Below are 14,762 nucleotides of genomic sequence, written 5' to 3' on the forward strand. Positions count from 1 at the left end.
CGCTTATAGCGGACAGGGATGTCTCCCAAGCTTCGAGCGAGCGTTTTGGCGGGCAGCCACTAGATAGAGGCGGGTGCAAACAGGAAACGGCCTTTCCATGTCACAGTCAGCTCCGGCCCTCGCGCCGGCTCGATTCGACGCCGATTCGCAAGCAAAGCTCGCGGCATTGCGGCGGACCAAGTCCATCGCCGCCGCGGCGCTTGCGCTGTCCATACTCGTCTTCGCGCTCGCCAAGTCCTTCGAGGCAAGCTACCCATGGCTCGGTTTCGTCGCGGCTTTCGCTGAGGCGGCGACCATAGGCGGCATCGCCGACTGGTATGCCGTGGTGGCACTGTTCCGGCGGCCGCTCGGGCTGCCGATCCCGCACACGGCGATCATTCCGGAGAACCAGCACCGCATCGCCGACAATCTCGGCCGTTTCATCGAAGTCAATTTCCTGGCGCCGGAGCCGGTGCGCCAAAAGCTCGCCGAGGTCGACTTCGCCGCTTTGGTCGCCGACTGGCTGGCCGATGCCGAACGCGCCGCCGACCTGTCGCGATTCGTCACCCGGCTGGTGCCGCAGACGCTAACTGCGGTTGAGCAATCCGGCCTGCGTGACTTCGTCACCAGCCGCATGCTGGAGCAGATCGAAAGGGTGCCGCTGGCGCCGCTCGCGGCGGAGCTTTTGTCGGCGCTGACCGATGAGCGCCCCCACCAAAAACTGTTCGACGAGTTCACCAGGGTCGTCGGGCGTTTCCTCAATGACGAGCAGGCGCTGGCAACGATGCGCGAAAAGATCCGCGAGGAACTGCCGTCGCTGTTCAACCTGTTTCGTGCCGACGCCTACCTCTTGAAGAAGATCGTCGCTTCGGCAGGCTCGTTGCTCGATGAGGTGCGGGCCGATCCCAACCATCCGATGCGTGCCGAATTCGACGGCTTCGTACTTGGCTTCATCGAGCGGCTCAGGACCTCGAAGCAATATGCAAGGCGGGCCGAGAAGCTGAAGCGCGATTTTTTGGGCCGTCCGGAAGTCAGGGCGCTGGCCGGCGATGCGTGGACGAGCCTGCGCCTGTTCATCGAACAGGACGTCAATGCGCCGGATTCGACGATCCGCGAGCATCTCGCCAACATGTTCGTCGAGATCGGCAGGCATCTCGCCGACGACGCCCAGATCAGGGCCGACATGAACCAGGGTTTTGTCGTGGCGCTGGCTTCGTTCGTGGAAAGCCAGAAGAGCGGCGTGTCGACATTCATCGCCGACCAGGTCAAGCGCTGGGATCTGGCGCAGCTGACGCGGCTGATCGAGACGAATATCGGCAAGGACCTGCAATATATCCGTTTCAACGGCATGATCATCGGCGGGCTAGCCGGCCTGGCGCTCTATACGGCGGAGCGGCTGTTCCTCGTCAATTGACGCTGGCCCAAGGAGCACTATTCTCCTTCAAGGGCGCCGCATGGCGGCCGGCAGGGAGGCACAGCATGGCAAAACGACCAGAGTCAGACTCCTTTCTCGACATGTTCAGCAGGTTCGGCCGCGACCTCAAGCTGCCGAATGTCGATGTTCAGGCGATCCTCGATCATCATCGCAAGAACCTCGAAGCCCTGGAAAAGTCGGCGAGGGCAAGTGCGGCCGGCGCCTCCTCCGTGTTGGCGAGGCAGCGTGAGATGGTACAGAATGCCCTGCGTGAGATCACGCGGATGGCGCAGAACTACCAGACGCCCGGCAATCCGCAGGAACTGATGAGCAAGCAGGCGGAATTTGCCCGCAGGTCGTTTGAGACGACGCTGAAGAATGCCAGCGAAGTGGCTGACCTTGTGCGCAAATCCAGCACCGAATCAGTCGAGATCTTGCGCGACCGGATCCGGGATGCGATGGCGGAAATCCGCGCCGGCTACGAAAAGAAATAGCTACCTGGCGATTTCGGGCCCGTCACCGACCGATATGCGATGCAACCGGCGCAGGCGCCCGAGCGTTCTCGGCCTGCCTAAAAGCATCAACTCTACCGGCGAAATTCGCGGGGCGGCGCATTGACAGTGGCCGCCGCTTCATGGTCGGGAGACAGGCAAAAGTGATGGGAAAGCCGGAATGACGGAAGCACGGCCGAGAACGCCGCCGACCTTCGAACAGTTGCGAACGATGTCCGGGCAGGAGCTCGGCGTGTCCGACTGGACGACGGTAGACCAGCAGCGCATCGACCAGTTCGCCGAGTGCACGGGCGACCACCAATGGATCCATGTCGATCCCGATAGGGCGAAACGGCAGAGCCCGTTCCGCACTACGATCGCGCATGGCTACCTGACTTTGTCGATCATCGGCGCGCTGGCGCTGGAGATGGGTATCGTGCCGGAAAACACCCAGGCCGCTTTCAACTACGGCTTCGACAAGGTGCGCTTCCTGGCGCCGGTCAAGGCCGGTGCGCGCATCAGGCTGCGCACCACGCTGCTTTCCATGGAGGATCTCGGCCCGGGACAGTATCTGATGAAGGCGGCCAACACCGTCGAGATCGAGGGCGAGCAGAAGCCGGCGCTGACGGCCGAAACGCTGGTGATGATGTATGAGCGCCGCAAGCGGGCAGGGGCGTAAGGCCTGCTGAGACCCAGCCTGGACTATGCGGCCTTGCGACGAGACGCGGCTATCGCCTTTTCGAGCACCCTGAAAATACGTTCGTCGCCACACTGGGCCACGTTGAAGCGCATGAAGCGGCCGGCGGTGTGCGACAGGCTGAAGGCGTTGCCGGGCGCTAGCACGACATTATCCGAAAGCGCATGGCGCGCGACGTCGGCGGCGTCGACGCCGTCGGGCAGGCGGCACCAGAGGAACATGCCGGCCGGCTGGTCGATCCAGGGCACGATGCCCATCGCCTTCAGCCTGCCGGCGGTCTCGGCCATGGCGCGCGACAGGCGCGTGCGCAACTGCTCGACATGTTTTCGGTAGCTGCCGTCCTTCAGCAGGCTCAGCACCAGCTCCGAGGACAGCCGGGTGCCGCCGAATGTGGTGGCGATCTTGAGATCGGTTAGGCCCTCCATCCAGTCGGCTGGCGCCGCGATGAAACCGCAGCGCACCGAGGCCGACAGCGTCTTGGAGAAGGAGCCGATCTGGACGACACGCTGCAGGCCGTCGAAGGCCGCGAGTCTTGGGGCAGGGCTGTGTTCGAAGTCGGCGAAGATATCGTCCTCGACGATGGTGAGATCCGCCTGGTCGGCGAGCTTCAGAAGCCGATGCGCGGTGACCGGCGACAGGATCGCGCCGGTCGGGTTGTGGATCCCGGAATTGGTGATGTAGAGGCGCGGCCGGTGCTCGGCGAGCGCCTCGGCGAAAAGCTCGATGTCCGGCCCCGAAGGCGTGTAAGGCACGCCGACAACCTTGGCCTGATGCGCGCGCAACAGCGCATGGAAGTTGAAATAGCAGGGGTCGTCGACCAGGACCGCATCGCCGGGCTCGATCAGGAAGCGGCACAGAAGGTCGATCGCCTGGGTGCCGCAGTCGGTCAGCATGATCTGGTCGGGCGAGACCTCGACGCCATGGTTGGCCATGCGCCTTGCCAGCAATTGGCGCAGTGGCGGCAGGCCGAGCGGCGTGCCGTAATCGGCAAGCGCCACGTCGTCGGCGTGGGCAGTGGTGCGCAGCGCCCGGCGCAAGGCGGCCTGCGGCATCCAGGACGCCGGCAGCCAGCCGCAGCCGGGTTTCAGCATCTCCTCGCCCGCTTCGAGCGACTGCCGCGAGACCCAGAGCGGGTCGACGGCGCGGTCAAGCCGAGGGCCGATCTCGGCCAGCGACAATGGCGCAAGCTGGCCGGCGGCGTAGAAGCCGGAGCCAGGCCGCGAACGGATCGTGCCTTCCGCCGCAAGGCGCTCATAGGCTTCGACCACGGTCGATTTTGAAACCTGCATGGATTTGGCCATGGCTCGGATCGAGGGCAGGCGGGCTCCGGGCGTCAGCGTGCGCGCCGCGATCCGCTGGCGGATTGCCGCCATGACGGTTTCGACAAGCGTGGCGCCACTGGCGTTTGGGCCCGCTATGTCCATCTGTACTTCCCCGTGCACCATTACAGTTCTGTCGAATTGTACCGCATTGTCTCTGGTGATGCCATGGTCTGCCCCGGTACGGAAGCACAAACGGAGCGGGTGATGGAAAAGAGTTTTGACGGCTGGCTCAGCGGCTTCATCGGTGTGCTGATCTTCAGCGGGTCGCTGCCGGCGACGCGGGTGGCGGTGATGGATTTCGATCCGACCTTCCTGACGGCGGCCAGGGCGGCGATCGCCGGCCTGCTCGGCATCGCGATGCTGCTGCTGTTTCGCGAGAAGCGTCCGGAGCGCGGCGACTTGATCTCGCTCGTCGTCGTTGCGCTGGGCGTCGTGGTCGGCTTCCCGTCGCTGACGGCGCTGGCGCTGAAACATGTCACCTCGGCGCATTCCATCATCTTCGTCGGCCTGCTGCCGCTGGCCACTGCGATCTTCGGCGTGCTGCGCGGCGGCGACCGTCCGCGCCCGGCCTTCTGGCTGTTCTCGTGCCTAGGAAGCGCTTTGGTCGCGGGGTTCGCCCTGGCGCAAGGCGTGACCGCGTCGCCGGTCGGCGACGGCCTGATGCTCGGCGCCATCATCGTCTGCGGGCTGGGCTACGCCGAAGGAGCCAAGCTGTCGCGCAAGCTCGGCGGCTGGCAGGTGATCTGCTGGGCCTTAGCGCTGTCGCTGCCGGTCATGCTGGCGTTGAGCTTCGCGACGCTGCCGCCATCTTTCGCCGCCATCGGTTCGAGCGCGTGGATCGGCCTCGCCTATGTCTCGCTGTTCAGCATGCTGATCGGCTTCGTCTTCTGGTACCGCGGCCTCGCGCAAGGCGGCATCGCCGCCGTCGGGCAGCTGCAGCTGCTGCAGCCCTTCTTCGGCCTGGCGCTGGCGGCGAGCCTGTTGCACGAGCAGGTCAGCCCGATGATGGTAGTCGTCACGCTGGGTGTCGTGGCCTGCGTGTTCGGGGCGAAGAAGTTCGCGCGGTAGGCGCCTACTGATTTGTTTTGACGCAATTCCAGATGGAAAACCGTTTCACGCTTGTCCTGGAATTGCTCAGAACTTCGTCACCACCCCGATGCCGATGCCTTCGAAACCGCCCATCGCCATCAGCGCGGCCGGCGCCTCTTCGAGACTGATCTTCTTGCCCACCAGCAATTCGGGCTTCAGCTTGCCGGTGCGGATCATGTCCATCATCGCGGAATAGCGGTAGGCCTGCATGCCGTGGCTGCCGAGGATTTCGAGCTCGAAGGCGATCACCTTGTCCATCGGCACCTGCGGGCGGGCATGCTCGCCCAGCATCAGCCCGACCTGAACGTGGCGGCCGCGCCGGCGCAGATTGGCGATCGAGTTGAAGGACGTAGTCGGGTGTCCGAGCGCGTCCATCGACATATGCGCGCCGCCATTGGTGATCTGCTTGACGGCCTTGACGACGTTCTGCGTCGTCGAGGCATTGATGGTCGCCACCGCGCCGATCTTTTTGGCGAACTCCAGCTTGTCGTCGGTGAGGTCGATGGCAATCACATTGGCGCCCATGGCGCTGGCGATCATGATCGCCGACAGGCCGACGCCGCCGCAGCCATGCACCGCTACCCATTCGCCCGGCGTCACCCGGCCCTGGTCGACGATGGCCCGGAAGGAGGTGACGAAGCGGCAGCCGAGGCTGGCGGCGGTGGCGAATTCCATCTCTTCGGGCAGGCGCACCAGATTGGTGTCGGCATGCTCGATGCCGACATATTCGGCGAACGAGCCCCAGCCGGTGAAGCCCGGCTGCGTCTGGTGCTCGCAGACCTGATGATTGCCGGAGTTGCATTCGAAGCAGCGACCGCAGCCGACCGCGAAGGGGACCGTGACGCGGTCGCCGGCCTTCCAACGGCCGACCTGCTTGCCGGCAGCGACGACAACGCCGGCCAGTTCATGGCCGGGGACATGCGGAAGCGTGATGCCGTCATCATGGCCCATCCAGCCATGCCAGTCGCTGCGGCAAAGACCCGTAGCCTCGACCTTTATGACCACGCCATCGGCCGCCGGTTTGGGATCGGGAACGGTCTGGATCGTCGGCGCCTCGCCGAATTTTTCAAAGACCACCGCTTTCATAGGCGACTCCACGTTTGTCCGAGAGCGACGATAGCCGATTCCACGGAAAGCCGACCGGAAATCGATTCTGCCAGCAATGGCGGACAGATCAATTATTCCGGTTGCTGGCTTCTGGGCAGCGACGCTAAGAGTTGGACACTAGATCAGGATGACGTTTCGTTGAACCGCCATCCCGATCTAACCTTTGTGGGAGCATGATCTTCTCCGAAAACCGGTTCCCACTTTCGGGATGCTCTAGTGAGGCGGGGTATCAAGCAGCGGCTGCCGTTCGCGAAACCAGTCATCGGCTTCGGCATCCCAGGGCCAAACACCGGAAGTTGTCGGAAAAATAAGCTGCACAATCCGGAAATCGGGCCCGTCATAAAACCATATGTCCCAGCCGAAATATTCTGGGTAGTGATCGGGATGGACTGCACCGAACTGACAGTCGAAGCCACCGCCCAGGAAACCCGACGCCCGCTCACCGACGCTGAACCTCTCGCCGTTGCGCAAGCGTCGGCAATATTCGTTGATGATGTTCAGCGAAAGCTCCTGCTTGAGCCCGATGACGACCAATTCAGGGACGCCAAAATTGTGCTCGATCCCGACCGAGTAAGCGACGGGCGGATGCTCGTCCTCCTCCAGCACATAGAGGATGTGACAGCCGTACTCTTCGATGTCGGCGAGCGTCTTTGCCTCGTCGGCATCCCTGGCTTCTCTATTCGGCATCGATCTGGTTCTGCGGCGCAGCCTTCTGGAACGCCGGCAGCGCCATGCAGGCGGCGTTGATGCGCGCAATCACCGGGTAGGGCGCCATGTCGACGCCGAAGCGGGCATTGTTGGTGACCTGGGCGGCGAGGCAGATGTCGGCAAGGCCCGGCACATCACCGTGGCAGAAGGTGCCGGTCTCAGGCGACGAAGCCAGAATCTTCTCAAGCGGCTGGAAACCTTCGTTCACCCAGTGCCGGAACCAGTTGACGACGTCCTCGTCGCCGGCGCCGAACAAACTGCGCAGCGAGGTCAGCACGCGCAGATTGTTCACTGGATGGATGTCGCAAGCGATCATTTGCGCCAGCATCCGCACTCGTGCCCGACCCAGCGCATCCTTCGGCAGCAGCGGCGGCTCAGGCTGGATGTCGTCGAGATATTCGATGATCGCCAGCGACTGGGTCAAAAGCGTGCCGTCGTCCAGAATCAGCGCCGGCACCAGCCCTTGCGGGTTGACGGCGAGATAGGCGGGCTCGAGATGCTCGCCATGGCGCAGATGATGCGGCACATAGGTGTAGTCCAGCCCCTTGATCGCCAGGGCGATCCGCACCCGGTAGGAGGTGGAGGAGCGGTAGTAATTGTGGAGGACGAGATCGCTCATCGCCTCGGCTGCCCGATGCTCACCGCGATCTCGCCGATACCGTCGACGCCGCCGGTGAGCCTGTCGCCGGCCTGGACCGCACCGACTCCGGCCGGCGTGCCGGTGAAGATCAGGTCGCCGGGTTGCAGCTCGACCGCCTCGCTGCAGATAGCGAGGATGTCGGCGATCGGCCAGATCAGCTCGGCAAGGTCGCCATCCTGCTTCACCGCGCCGTTGACGGCAAGCCAGATGCGGCCTTTTTCCGGATGCCCCGATTTCGCGGCCGGAACGAGCGGTCCGCAAGGCGCGGATTGGTCGAACGCCTTCGACCAATCCCAGGGACGGGCAGCTTTCTTGGCCTGTTCCTGCAGGTCGCGGCGGGTCAGGTCGACGCCGACGCCATAGCCCCAGATATGGGCGAGCGCATCGGCGCGCGGAATGCGGAAGCCGGCCTTGCCGATGGCAACGACCAGCTCGATCTCGTGATGCAGGTTCGAAGTCAGCGGCGGGTAGGGGATCTCGGCGCCGCTGTCGACCACCGCGTCGGCCGGCTTGGTGAAGAAGAAAGGCGGGTCGCGCTCGTCATTGCCGAGTTCGCGCGCATGCGCGGCGTAATTGCGGCCGACGCAGAAGATGCGGCGCACGGCAAACCGCTCCACCGAGCCTGCGACGGCAACCGAGGCAGTGGCCGGCGGCGGAAGGACGAATTCGGGCATGAGTTTTCTCTGCGTTGGCATTAGTTGTGTCACCTTCCGCCGATTTTGACGGACGGGCAAGACTGAGGACGATCGCGCATATTGGTCCTGTCGTTTCAACGACAATGCGCTGTACCATTGGGCGTATACTATTTGCCAATAATCTGGCCATGGTCATGGGACTATCCTGTGCCGGCTGGAAACCGAACCGATGCCTGAACCCACGCAATGACCTCCGTCAGCGATCGCGCCCGCTTCCTGATCATCGACGACCACCCGCTGTTTCGCGAGGCGCTGCACAGCGCTGTGCAGATGGCCTATCCGGATGTCGACACGGTCGAGGCGCGCTCGATCGCGGAAGCGATCGAGCTTCTTGCCGACGCCAAGCCGTTCGATCTCGCGCTGCTCGATTTGAGCATGCCCGACGTGCATGGCTTCGAGGGGCTGTTGCAGCTGAGGACCCGCTACCCGCGGCTGCCGGTGGTGATCGTGTCGGGCTATGAGGAGCCGAAGATCATCTCCGAGGCGTTGTCCTACGGCGCCGCCGGCTTCATCCCGAAATCGGCCCGCAAGAGCGATCTTGCCGCGGCCATCCGCTCGGTGATGGATGGCGCGGTCTATGTGCCGGAAAATTACGAAGGCCAGCCCCCGGACCCCGACAGCACCGACCGTGCCGACATGGTGCAACGCCTGGCCAGGCTGACGCCGCAGCAACTGAGGGTGCTGCAGATGCTGCGCCAGGGCATGCTCAACAAGCAGATCGCCTATGAGCTGCAGGTGGGTGAGACCACTGTGAAAGCGCATGTCTCGGAGATCCTGCGCAAGCTCAATGTGTATAGCCGCACGCAAGCGGTGATCGAGGTCTCGAAGCTGGATAATGCGGAGTTGTTCAGAGACCAGGCGGGATTTTGAGGCGGTATTTCTAAGCCAGCAAATGCGCCAGCAGCGCCCGCAATTGCGCCGGCTTCAGCGGCTTGCGCATCAACTCTATGCCGGCAGCGCGGGCGGCCTTGGCGACGAACTCGGAGCCGTCGGCGGTGACGATCAGCGCCGGTACGGTGCGGCCGAGATAGTCGCGCACTTCGGCTATCGTTGACGTGCCGAGATCGCCGCCGTCGAGATGCTGGTCGGCGATGACGATGTCGGGCACCCAGGCAGTGTCGCCGAGCAGATCGAGCGCATCGTCGGTCGAGGTGGCGGCGCGTACCTGGCAGTGCCAGCGCTCCAGCAGCGAGGTCATGGCGGCGAGCACATCGGCGTCGTTCTCGACAAGCAGCACCTTGGTGCCGAACAGGCCGTAGCCGCGCGGGCGATCCATGTCGGCGCTGGTCGTCGCCGGTTCGGCCGGCGCCATGCCGACCGGTACGTCGATGTGGAAGATGGTGCCGCGTCCCACCTTCGAGGAAAAGGTTACCGGGTGGCCGAGCGCGGCCGCCATGCGGCGCACGATGGCGAGGCCGAGACCAAGCCCGCCGGCAAGTCCGGCATCGGCAAGCGTCGCGGTGCCGCGGTGGAATTCCTCGAACACCGCTTCGCGCTGGTCCTCGGGGATGCCGCAGCCGGTATCGGCGACGTCGATGCGGATGGTGTCGCCGCGATGCCTTGTGCCGACCAGCACGCCGCCGGAGCGGGTATAACGGAGCGCGTTGCAAAGGATGTTCTGCAGGATACGCCTGAGCAGTGTGCGGTCGGAGCGCACGACGACATTGACCGGGCGGAATTTCAGCGACAGGCCTTTCTTTTCCGCTTCGGGAAGGAAGTCCGACCGCAGTGAGGAAAACAGCGCCTCTAGGCTGACATCGCCTATTTCGGGCTGCACTACGCCGGCGTCGAGCTTGGAGATGTCGAGCAGCGTGCGCAACAGGTCTTCCATCGTCTCCAGCGAGCGCTCGACCTGGCGCACCAGCTTCCTGCCTTCGTCGCTGGTCTGGACCTCGGTCAACGCCGAGACCGACAGATGCGCAGCGTTCAGCGGCTGCAGCACGTCGTGGCTGGCGGCGGCGAGAAATCTGGTCTTGGAGAGGTTTGCGAGTTCCGCGTTCTCCTTCGCCGCGCTGAGGTCGATGTTCGACTGCTCGAGCCGGCGCAGCGTGGCGTGCAATTCCTCGGTGCGGTTGCGCACCCGGTTTTCCAGCGAAATCGCGGTTTGGAACAGCGAGAAGGCATTGCCCTGCTGGTCCATCGAGCGCTCGACGCGGCTGACCAGGGCCGCGTTGATCTTCTTCAGCCTTTCGAGGTCGTCGATGTCGCGAAGCGGCATCGGCGCTCACTCGGCTGCCTGGCGCTCGCCGAAGGCGATGCCGGTGAAAGTCTGGTTGAGGTGCATCGAGCGATACTGCTCGCCATAGGTGCCGAAGCCGATCACCTTATTGGTCCGATAGAGCTCGGAGATGTCACGGAAGACCTGGCGATTGCGCGCGTCGAGCCGGCGCAGCACGCAGTCGAAGCCGAGGATCATGTCGATGCCGCCCAGCCTGTGCTCGACATCCTGGAGAGCGGTGCGCGTCGCTTCCACCATGTTCTTCGGCTGTGCGATCGAAAGCACCACGCCGTCGTCGATGGCGCAGAAGAATGACAGCGAGCCGTCGGGATGCATGCGCTGGATCGAGCGGCAATAATATTCGCCGCCGACCTTCACCACGACTGGGTGCGAGGCAAAGCTCAGCGGCGTCAGCGTCCGCGGCACGATGCCGACGGAGGCGGCATATTCTTCCGCCGCGTTGGTGGCGTTGAATTCGCGCACGATGCGATGATCGGGGTCGGACGCCGTTACCACCAGCTTCTCGTCGGTCGGGATGAAATTGTCGGTCTTGAAGACGTGGAAAGGAATCTCTGTCGCGACCAGAACGATGATGGCGCTGTCGGAAGCGACCTTGCCGTTGGAGATCAAGCTGGTCGTCTCGAATTTCAGGTCGTCGCCCGCCGAGCCGCCGATCAGCGGGATGTCGTCCAACCCCCAGTGGATGGCCGAGGTCACCGCTTCCTCGGCATAGGAAAGCCCGTCGATGAAGCAGAGGGCGAAGACGCTCTTCGTCCGCTCCCGGCCGGCGCGGCCGCGCAGCAGGCGCCTGAGCTCCACGACCTCGCCGGTGATCCCGTCCATGCCGGAGGTGGAGAGGTTCTCGATCATGGTGCTGACGGTCGAAAACGACGCCGACGGCAAAAGCAGGGCAAGGGCATGCCCTTCCTCCAATCCCTGCGGCGTGATTTCGCCGGCGGTCGAGCAGCCGGCATAGGCGAGCGACGGCGCATGGACCTTCAGCGCTTGCGCCAGCCCCGCCGCGTCGACCAGGCTTTGGGAGAAGAACAGAAGCGCAAAGCCGGCATCGATGGTCGCCGCTTCGGCCGCGATGGCCCGGGCAAAGGCATTTGGGTCCGGCTCATCCGTGGTGAGCGCTGAAAGGCCCGATGCATAGCGTGTGCTCGAACTGGCCAGCTGCCTTCTCCGCAATTCCCCCAACGCTGGCTTCTGCGTGTCTTATGTCGGGCACGCGCGCGTCGAAGGCATCTTTGCCTTCAATCCCGGTTTTGGCAATGGGCCGGTCGCTGGGCGCGTGGTGCTTTTGCTATGACCGAAAGTACAATGCAACCGGCGCTGGCAGCGCTGTTTTGCGCATTGTACGGTGCGCAACAACGCACTGCCGAAGCACAAGCACGGCATTCGGCAATGACCAAGGTTGATACCCAGGGAGGTTGCATGTCGGACGTGTCGTTGACTGTGAACGGGAGGCGGGTCAGCGGGAGCGCCGAGGACCGAACATTGCTGGTGCATTTCCTGCGAGAGCATCTGGGCCTCACCGGAACGCACGTTGGGTGCGATACATCGCAATGCGGCGCCTGCGTCGTGCATGTCGACGGCAGGGCGGTGAAGTCCTGCACGATGCTCGCCGCGCAGGCCTCGGGCTCGACCGTCGTCACCATCGAGGGACTGTCGGATGGCGCAGAGCTGCATCCGGTGCAGGCCGCGTTCAAGGAGTATCACGGGCTGCAATGCGGCTTCTGCACGCCGGGTATGATCATGACGGCGACCGACATGATCGCGCGTCACCCGCAAGGGCTCGACGAGGCGACGGTGCGTGCCGAGCTCGATGGCAACATCTGCCGCTGCACGGGTTACCACAACATCGTGAAGGCGATCCTCGCCGCATCGGAGACGATGGCGAAGGGCGCCAAGGGCAAGGCGAAGCAGGCAGCTTAAGGGCATAGGGAGTAGGGCAGTAAGGGAGTAAGCGACCGGCTCCTCATTCCCTATTCCCATACACCCCTACTGCCCTACTCCCCTAAAATTCCGGAGGAATTCCTATGGGTATCGAAGGCGTCGGCGCCCGCGTGGCGCGCAAGGAAGACAAGAGGTTCATCACCGGCGGCGGCCGCTATGTCGACGACATGGTTGTCCCCGGCATGAAGCATGCCGTGTTCGTGCGCAGTCCGCACGCGCATGCGCAGATCAAAAAGATCGACGTGAAAAAGGCGCAAGCGATGCCGGGCGTCATTGGCGTCCTGACGGGCAAGGAGCTCAAGGCCGACGGCATCGGCAATTTGATCTGCGGCTGGATGATCCACTCCAAGGATGGAACGCCGATGAAAATGGGCGCGTGGTCGCCTTTAGCCGTCGACAAGGTGCGCTATGTCGGCGACGCGGTCGTCATCGTCGTTGCCGACAGCAAGGGCCAGGCGCGCGACGCGGCGGAAGCGGTCGAGATCACCTATAAGGAATTGAAGGCCGTGGTCGACGCCACGAAAGCCATCCAACCCGGCGCGCCGCAGGTCCATGCCGAGGCCGACAACAACCTGATCTTCGACTGGGAACTCGGCGACGGCAAGGCGACTGACGCGGCGATCAAGTCGGCGGCCCATGTCACGCGCATGAAGATCGTCAACAACCGGCTGGTGCCGAATGCGATGGAGCCGCGCGCGGCGCTCGGGCACTACGACAAGGCCGAGGACCACTATACCTGCTGGACGACGTCGCAGAACCCGCATCTCGCGCGGCTGGTTATGAGCGCCTTCTACAACGTTGCGCCGGAAAACAAGCTGCGCGTGATCGCGCCCGATGTCGGGGGCGGCTTCGGCTCCAAGATCTACATCTATCCGGAAGAGATCGTCTGCCTGTGGGCATCGAAGAAGACCGGCGTTCCGGTCAAATGGGTCGCCGACCGCACCGAAAGCTTCCTTTCGGACGCGCATGGCCGCGACCATGTCTCGACGGTGGAGATGGCCTTCGACAAGGAAAATCGCATCACTGCGCTCAAGGTCGATACCATCGCCAATCTCGGCGCCTATATGTCGCTGTTCTCGTCCTGCGTGCCGACCTATCTCTATGCCACGCTGCTGTCGGGCCAGTACAACATCCCGGCGATCCACGCCAATGTGCGCACCGTCTACACCAACACGGCGCCCGTCGATGCCTATCGCGGGGCCGGGCGGCCGGAGGCCACCTACGTGCTCGAGCGGATGATGGAAACCGCGGCGCGCGAGCTTGGCGTGTCGCCGGCGGAACTTCGACGCCGCAACTTCATCACGTCCTTCCCGCATCAGACGCCTGTGATCATGGCCTATGACGCGGGCGATTATAACGCTTCGCTCGATGCGGCGATGAAGGCCGCCGACTATGCCGGCTTCACCAAGCGCCGCGCCGACGCCGCCAAGCAGGGCAAGCTGCGCGGCATCGGCATGAGCTGCTACATCGAGGCCTGCGGCCTGGCGCCGTCATCGGCGGTCGGCTCGCTCGGCGCCGGCGTCGGTCTCTGGGAATCGGCAGAGGTGCGCGTCAATGCCGTAGGCACGATCGAGGTGCTCACCGGCTCGCACAGCCATGGCCAGGGCCATGAGACGACTTTCGCGCAGCTGGTCACCCAGCGCTTCGGCGTGCCGATCGACTCCGTCTCGATCGTGCATGGCGACACCGACAAGGTGCAGATGGGCATGGGCACCTACGGTTCGCGTTCCGGTGCCGTCGGCATATCGGCCGTCGCCAAGGCCCTCGACAAGGTCGAAGCCAAGGCCAAGAAGATCGCCGCGCATCTGCTGGAGGCGGATGAGGGCGACATCGTCATCGAGAATGGCGAGGTCAAGGTGGCGGGCACCGACAAGAGCCTGCCCTGGTTCCAGGTGGCGCTTGCCTCCTATACCGCCCACAATCTGCCCGCCGGCATGGAGCCGGGCTTGAAGGAGACCGCCTTCTACGATCCGTCCAACTTCACCTTCCCGGCCGGCTGCTACATCTGCGAGGTCGAGATCGATCCGGAGACCGGGCTGACGGAAATCATCCAGTTCGTCGCGGCCGACGATTTCGGCAACATCATCAATCCGATGATCGTCGAAGGGCAGGTGCATGGCGGCATCGCCCAAGGCGTCGGCCAAGCGTTGCTGGAAGGCGCGCATTACGATGCCAACGGCCAGCTTTTGACGGCAAGCTACATGGACTACACCATGCCGCGCGCGGACGACCTGCCGTCCTTCCAGGTCTCGACCTCGAACACGCCATGTCCGGGCAATCCGCTCGGCATCAAAGGCTGCGGCGAGGCCGGCGCCATCGGTTCGCCGCCGGCGGTCATCAACGCCATCACCGATGCGCTGGGCGTCGTCGACATCGCCATGCCCGCGACGCCCGCCACGGTGTGGGCAACCATCCGCGCGACGAAGCACTGAGGAGGAACGAG

14 protein-coding genes are annotated in these 14,762 nt (G+C 63.9%); 7 read left to right on the plus strand and 7 right to left on the minus strand.

From position 1 onward, the window contains the following. Positions 1-97: 97 nt before the first annotated feature. The 3 genes from LB553_RS04940 to LB553_RS04950 all read left to right on the plus strand — a co-directional run bounded on the left by LB553_RS04940 (position 98) and on the right by LB553_RS04950 (position 2,563). Positions 98-1,393 carry a DUF445 domain-containing protein gene (locus LB553_RS04940; protein WP_224511180.1) on the plus strand — a complete coding sequence of 432 codons (1,296 nt, stop codon included), beginning with the start codon at positions 98-100 and terminating at the stop codon, positions 1,391-1,393. A gap of 65 nt (positions 1,394-1,458) precedes the next feature. Next, on the plus strand, positions 1,459-1,887 hold the full coding sequence (locus tag LB553_RS04945) for a phasin family protein (RefSeq protein WP_224511475.1): 429 nt from the start codon (positions 1,459-1,461) through the stop codon (positions 1,885-1,887). Between the two features lie 178 nt (positions 1,888-2,065). Beyond that, positions 2,066-2,563, plus strand: coding sequence for a MaoC family dehydratase (locus LB553_RS04950; protein ID WP_224511182.1), 498 nt, complete (start codon positions 2,066-2,068; stop codon positions 2,561-2,563). A gap of 23 nt (positions 2,564-2,586) precedes the next feature. Here the strand turns inward: LB553_RS04950 and LB553_RS04955 are convergent, their stop codons facing one another. Further along, positions 2,587-4,005, minus strand: coding sequence for a PLP-dependent aminotransferase family protein (locus LB553_RS04955; RefSeq protein WP_224511184.1), 1,419 nt, complete (start codon positions 4,003-4,005; stop codon positions 2,587-2,589). Positions 4,006-4,107: 102 nt separating this feature from the next. On the opposite strand from LB553_RS04955, the gene LB553_RS04960 reads away from it, so the two are divergent. Next, a complete protein-coding gene (locus tag LB553_RS04960; protein ID WP_224511186.1) occupies positions 4,108-4,971 on the plus strand; it encodes a DMT family transporter in 864 nt (287 codons plus the stop codon). Positions 4,972-5,037: 66 nt separating this feature from the next. Here LB553_RS04960 and LB553_RS04965 read toward each other — a convergent pair whose 3' ends face one another. The 4 genes from LB553_RS04965 to LB553_RS04980 all read right to left on the minus strand — a co-directional run bounded on the left by LB553_RS04965 (position 5,038) and on the right by LB553_RS04980 (position 8,121). After that, positions 5,038-6,078: a zinc-dependent alcohol dehydrogenase family protein gene (locus LB553_RS04965; RefSeq protein ID WP_224511188.1), complete on the minus strand. Its 1,041-nt coding sequence runs from the start codon at positions 6,076-6,078 to the stop codon at positions 5,038-5,040. A 234-nt stretch (positions 6,079-6,312) separates the two neighbouring features. Then, positions 6,313-6,786 (minus strand): DUF4262 domain-containing protein, encoded by a 474-nt coding sequence (locus LB553_RS04970; protein ID WP_224511190.1) that lies wholly within the window; start codon positions 6,784-6,786, stop codon positions 6,313-6,315. Then, on the minus strand, positions 6,776-7,426 hold the full coding sequence (gene maiA / locus LB553_RS04975) for a maleylacetoacetate isomerase (RefSeq protein ID WP_224511192.1): 651 nt from the start codon (positions 7,424-7,426) through the stop codon (positions 6,776-6,778). The genes LB553_RS04970 and maiA overlap by 11 nt, the downstream gene beginning before the upstream one ends. Next, positions 7,423-8,121 (minus strand): fumarylacetoacetate hydrolase family protein, encoded by a 699-nt coding sequence (locus LB553_RS04980; RefSeq protein ID WP_224511195.1) that lies wholly within the window; start codon positions 8,119-8,121, stop codon positions 7,423-7,425. Before LB553_RS04980 ends, maiA begins: the two co-directional genes overlap by 4 nt. A gap of 207 nt (positions 8,122-8,328) precedes the next feature. Here LB553_RS04980 and LB553_RS04985 point away from each other — a divergent pair, with 207 nt between their 5' ends. Further along, positions 8,329-9,012: a response regulator gene (locus LB553_RS04985; protein ID WP_040981753.1), complete on the plus strand. Its 684-nt coding sequence runs from the start codon at positions 8,329-8,331 to the stop codon at positions 9,010-9,012. 10 nt (positions 9,013-9,022) lie between these two features. On the opposite strand, the gene LB553_RS04990 is transcribed toward LB553_RS04985, so the two are convergent. Next, the gene (locus tag LB553_RS04990) at positions 9,023-10,360 is read right to left on the minus strand and encodes a hybrid sensor histidine kinase/response regulator (RefSeq protein ID WP_224511197.1); all 1,338 of its coding nucleotides are present in this window, start codon (positions 10,358-10,360) and stop codon (positions 9,023-9,025) included. A gap of 6 nt (positions 10,361-10,366) precedes the next feature. Further along, on the minus strand, positions 10,367-11,551 hold the full coding sequence (locus LB553_RS04995) for an FIST N-terminal domain-containing protein (protein ID WP_224511476.1): 1,185 nt from the start codon (positions 11,549-11,551) through the stop codon (positions 10,367-10,369). A gap of 246 nt (positions 11,552-11,797) precedes the next feature. On the opposite strand from LB553_RS04995, the gene LB553_RS05000 reads away from it, so the two are divergent. Continuing rightward, positions 11,798-12,298, plus strand: coding sequence for a (2Fe-2S)-binding protein (locus LB553_RS05000; protein ID WP_224511198.1), 501 nt, complete (start codon positions 11,798-11,800; stop codon positions 12,296-12,298). A gap of 104 nt (positions 12,299-12,402) precedes the next feature. Further along, positions 12,403-14,751, plus strand: a complete 2,349-nt coding sequence (locus LB553_RS05005) for a xanthine dehydrogenase family protein molybdopterin-binding subunit (RefSeq protein WP_224511199.1) — start codon at positions 12,403-12,405, stop codon at positions 14,749-14,751. Positions 14,752-14,762 lie beyond the last annotated feature (11 nt).

This window comes from Mesorhizobium sp. CA8, assembly GCF_020164955.1.
Classification (GTDB): domain Bacteria; phylum Pseudomonadota; class Alphaproteobacteria; order Rhizobiales; family Rhizobiaceae; genus Mesorhizobium.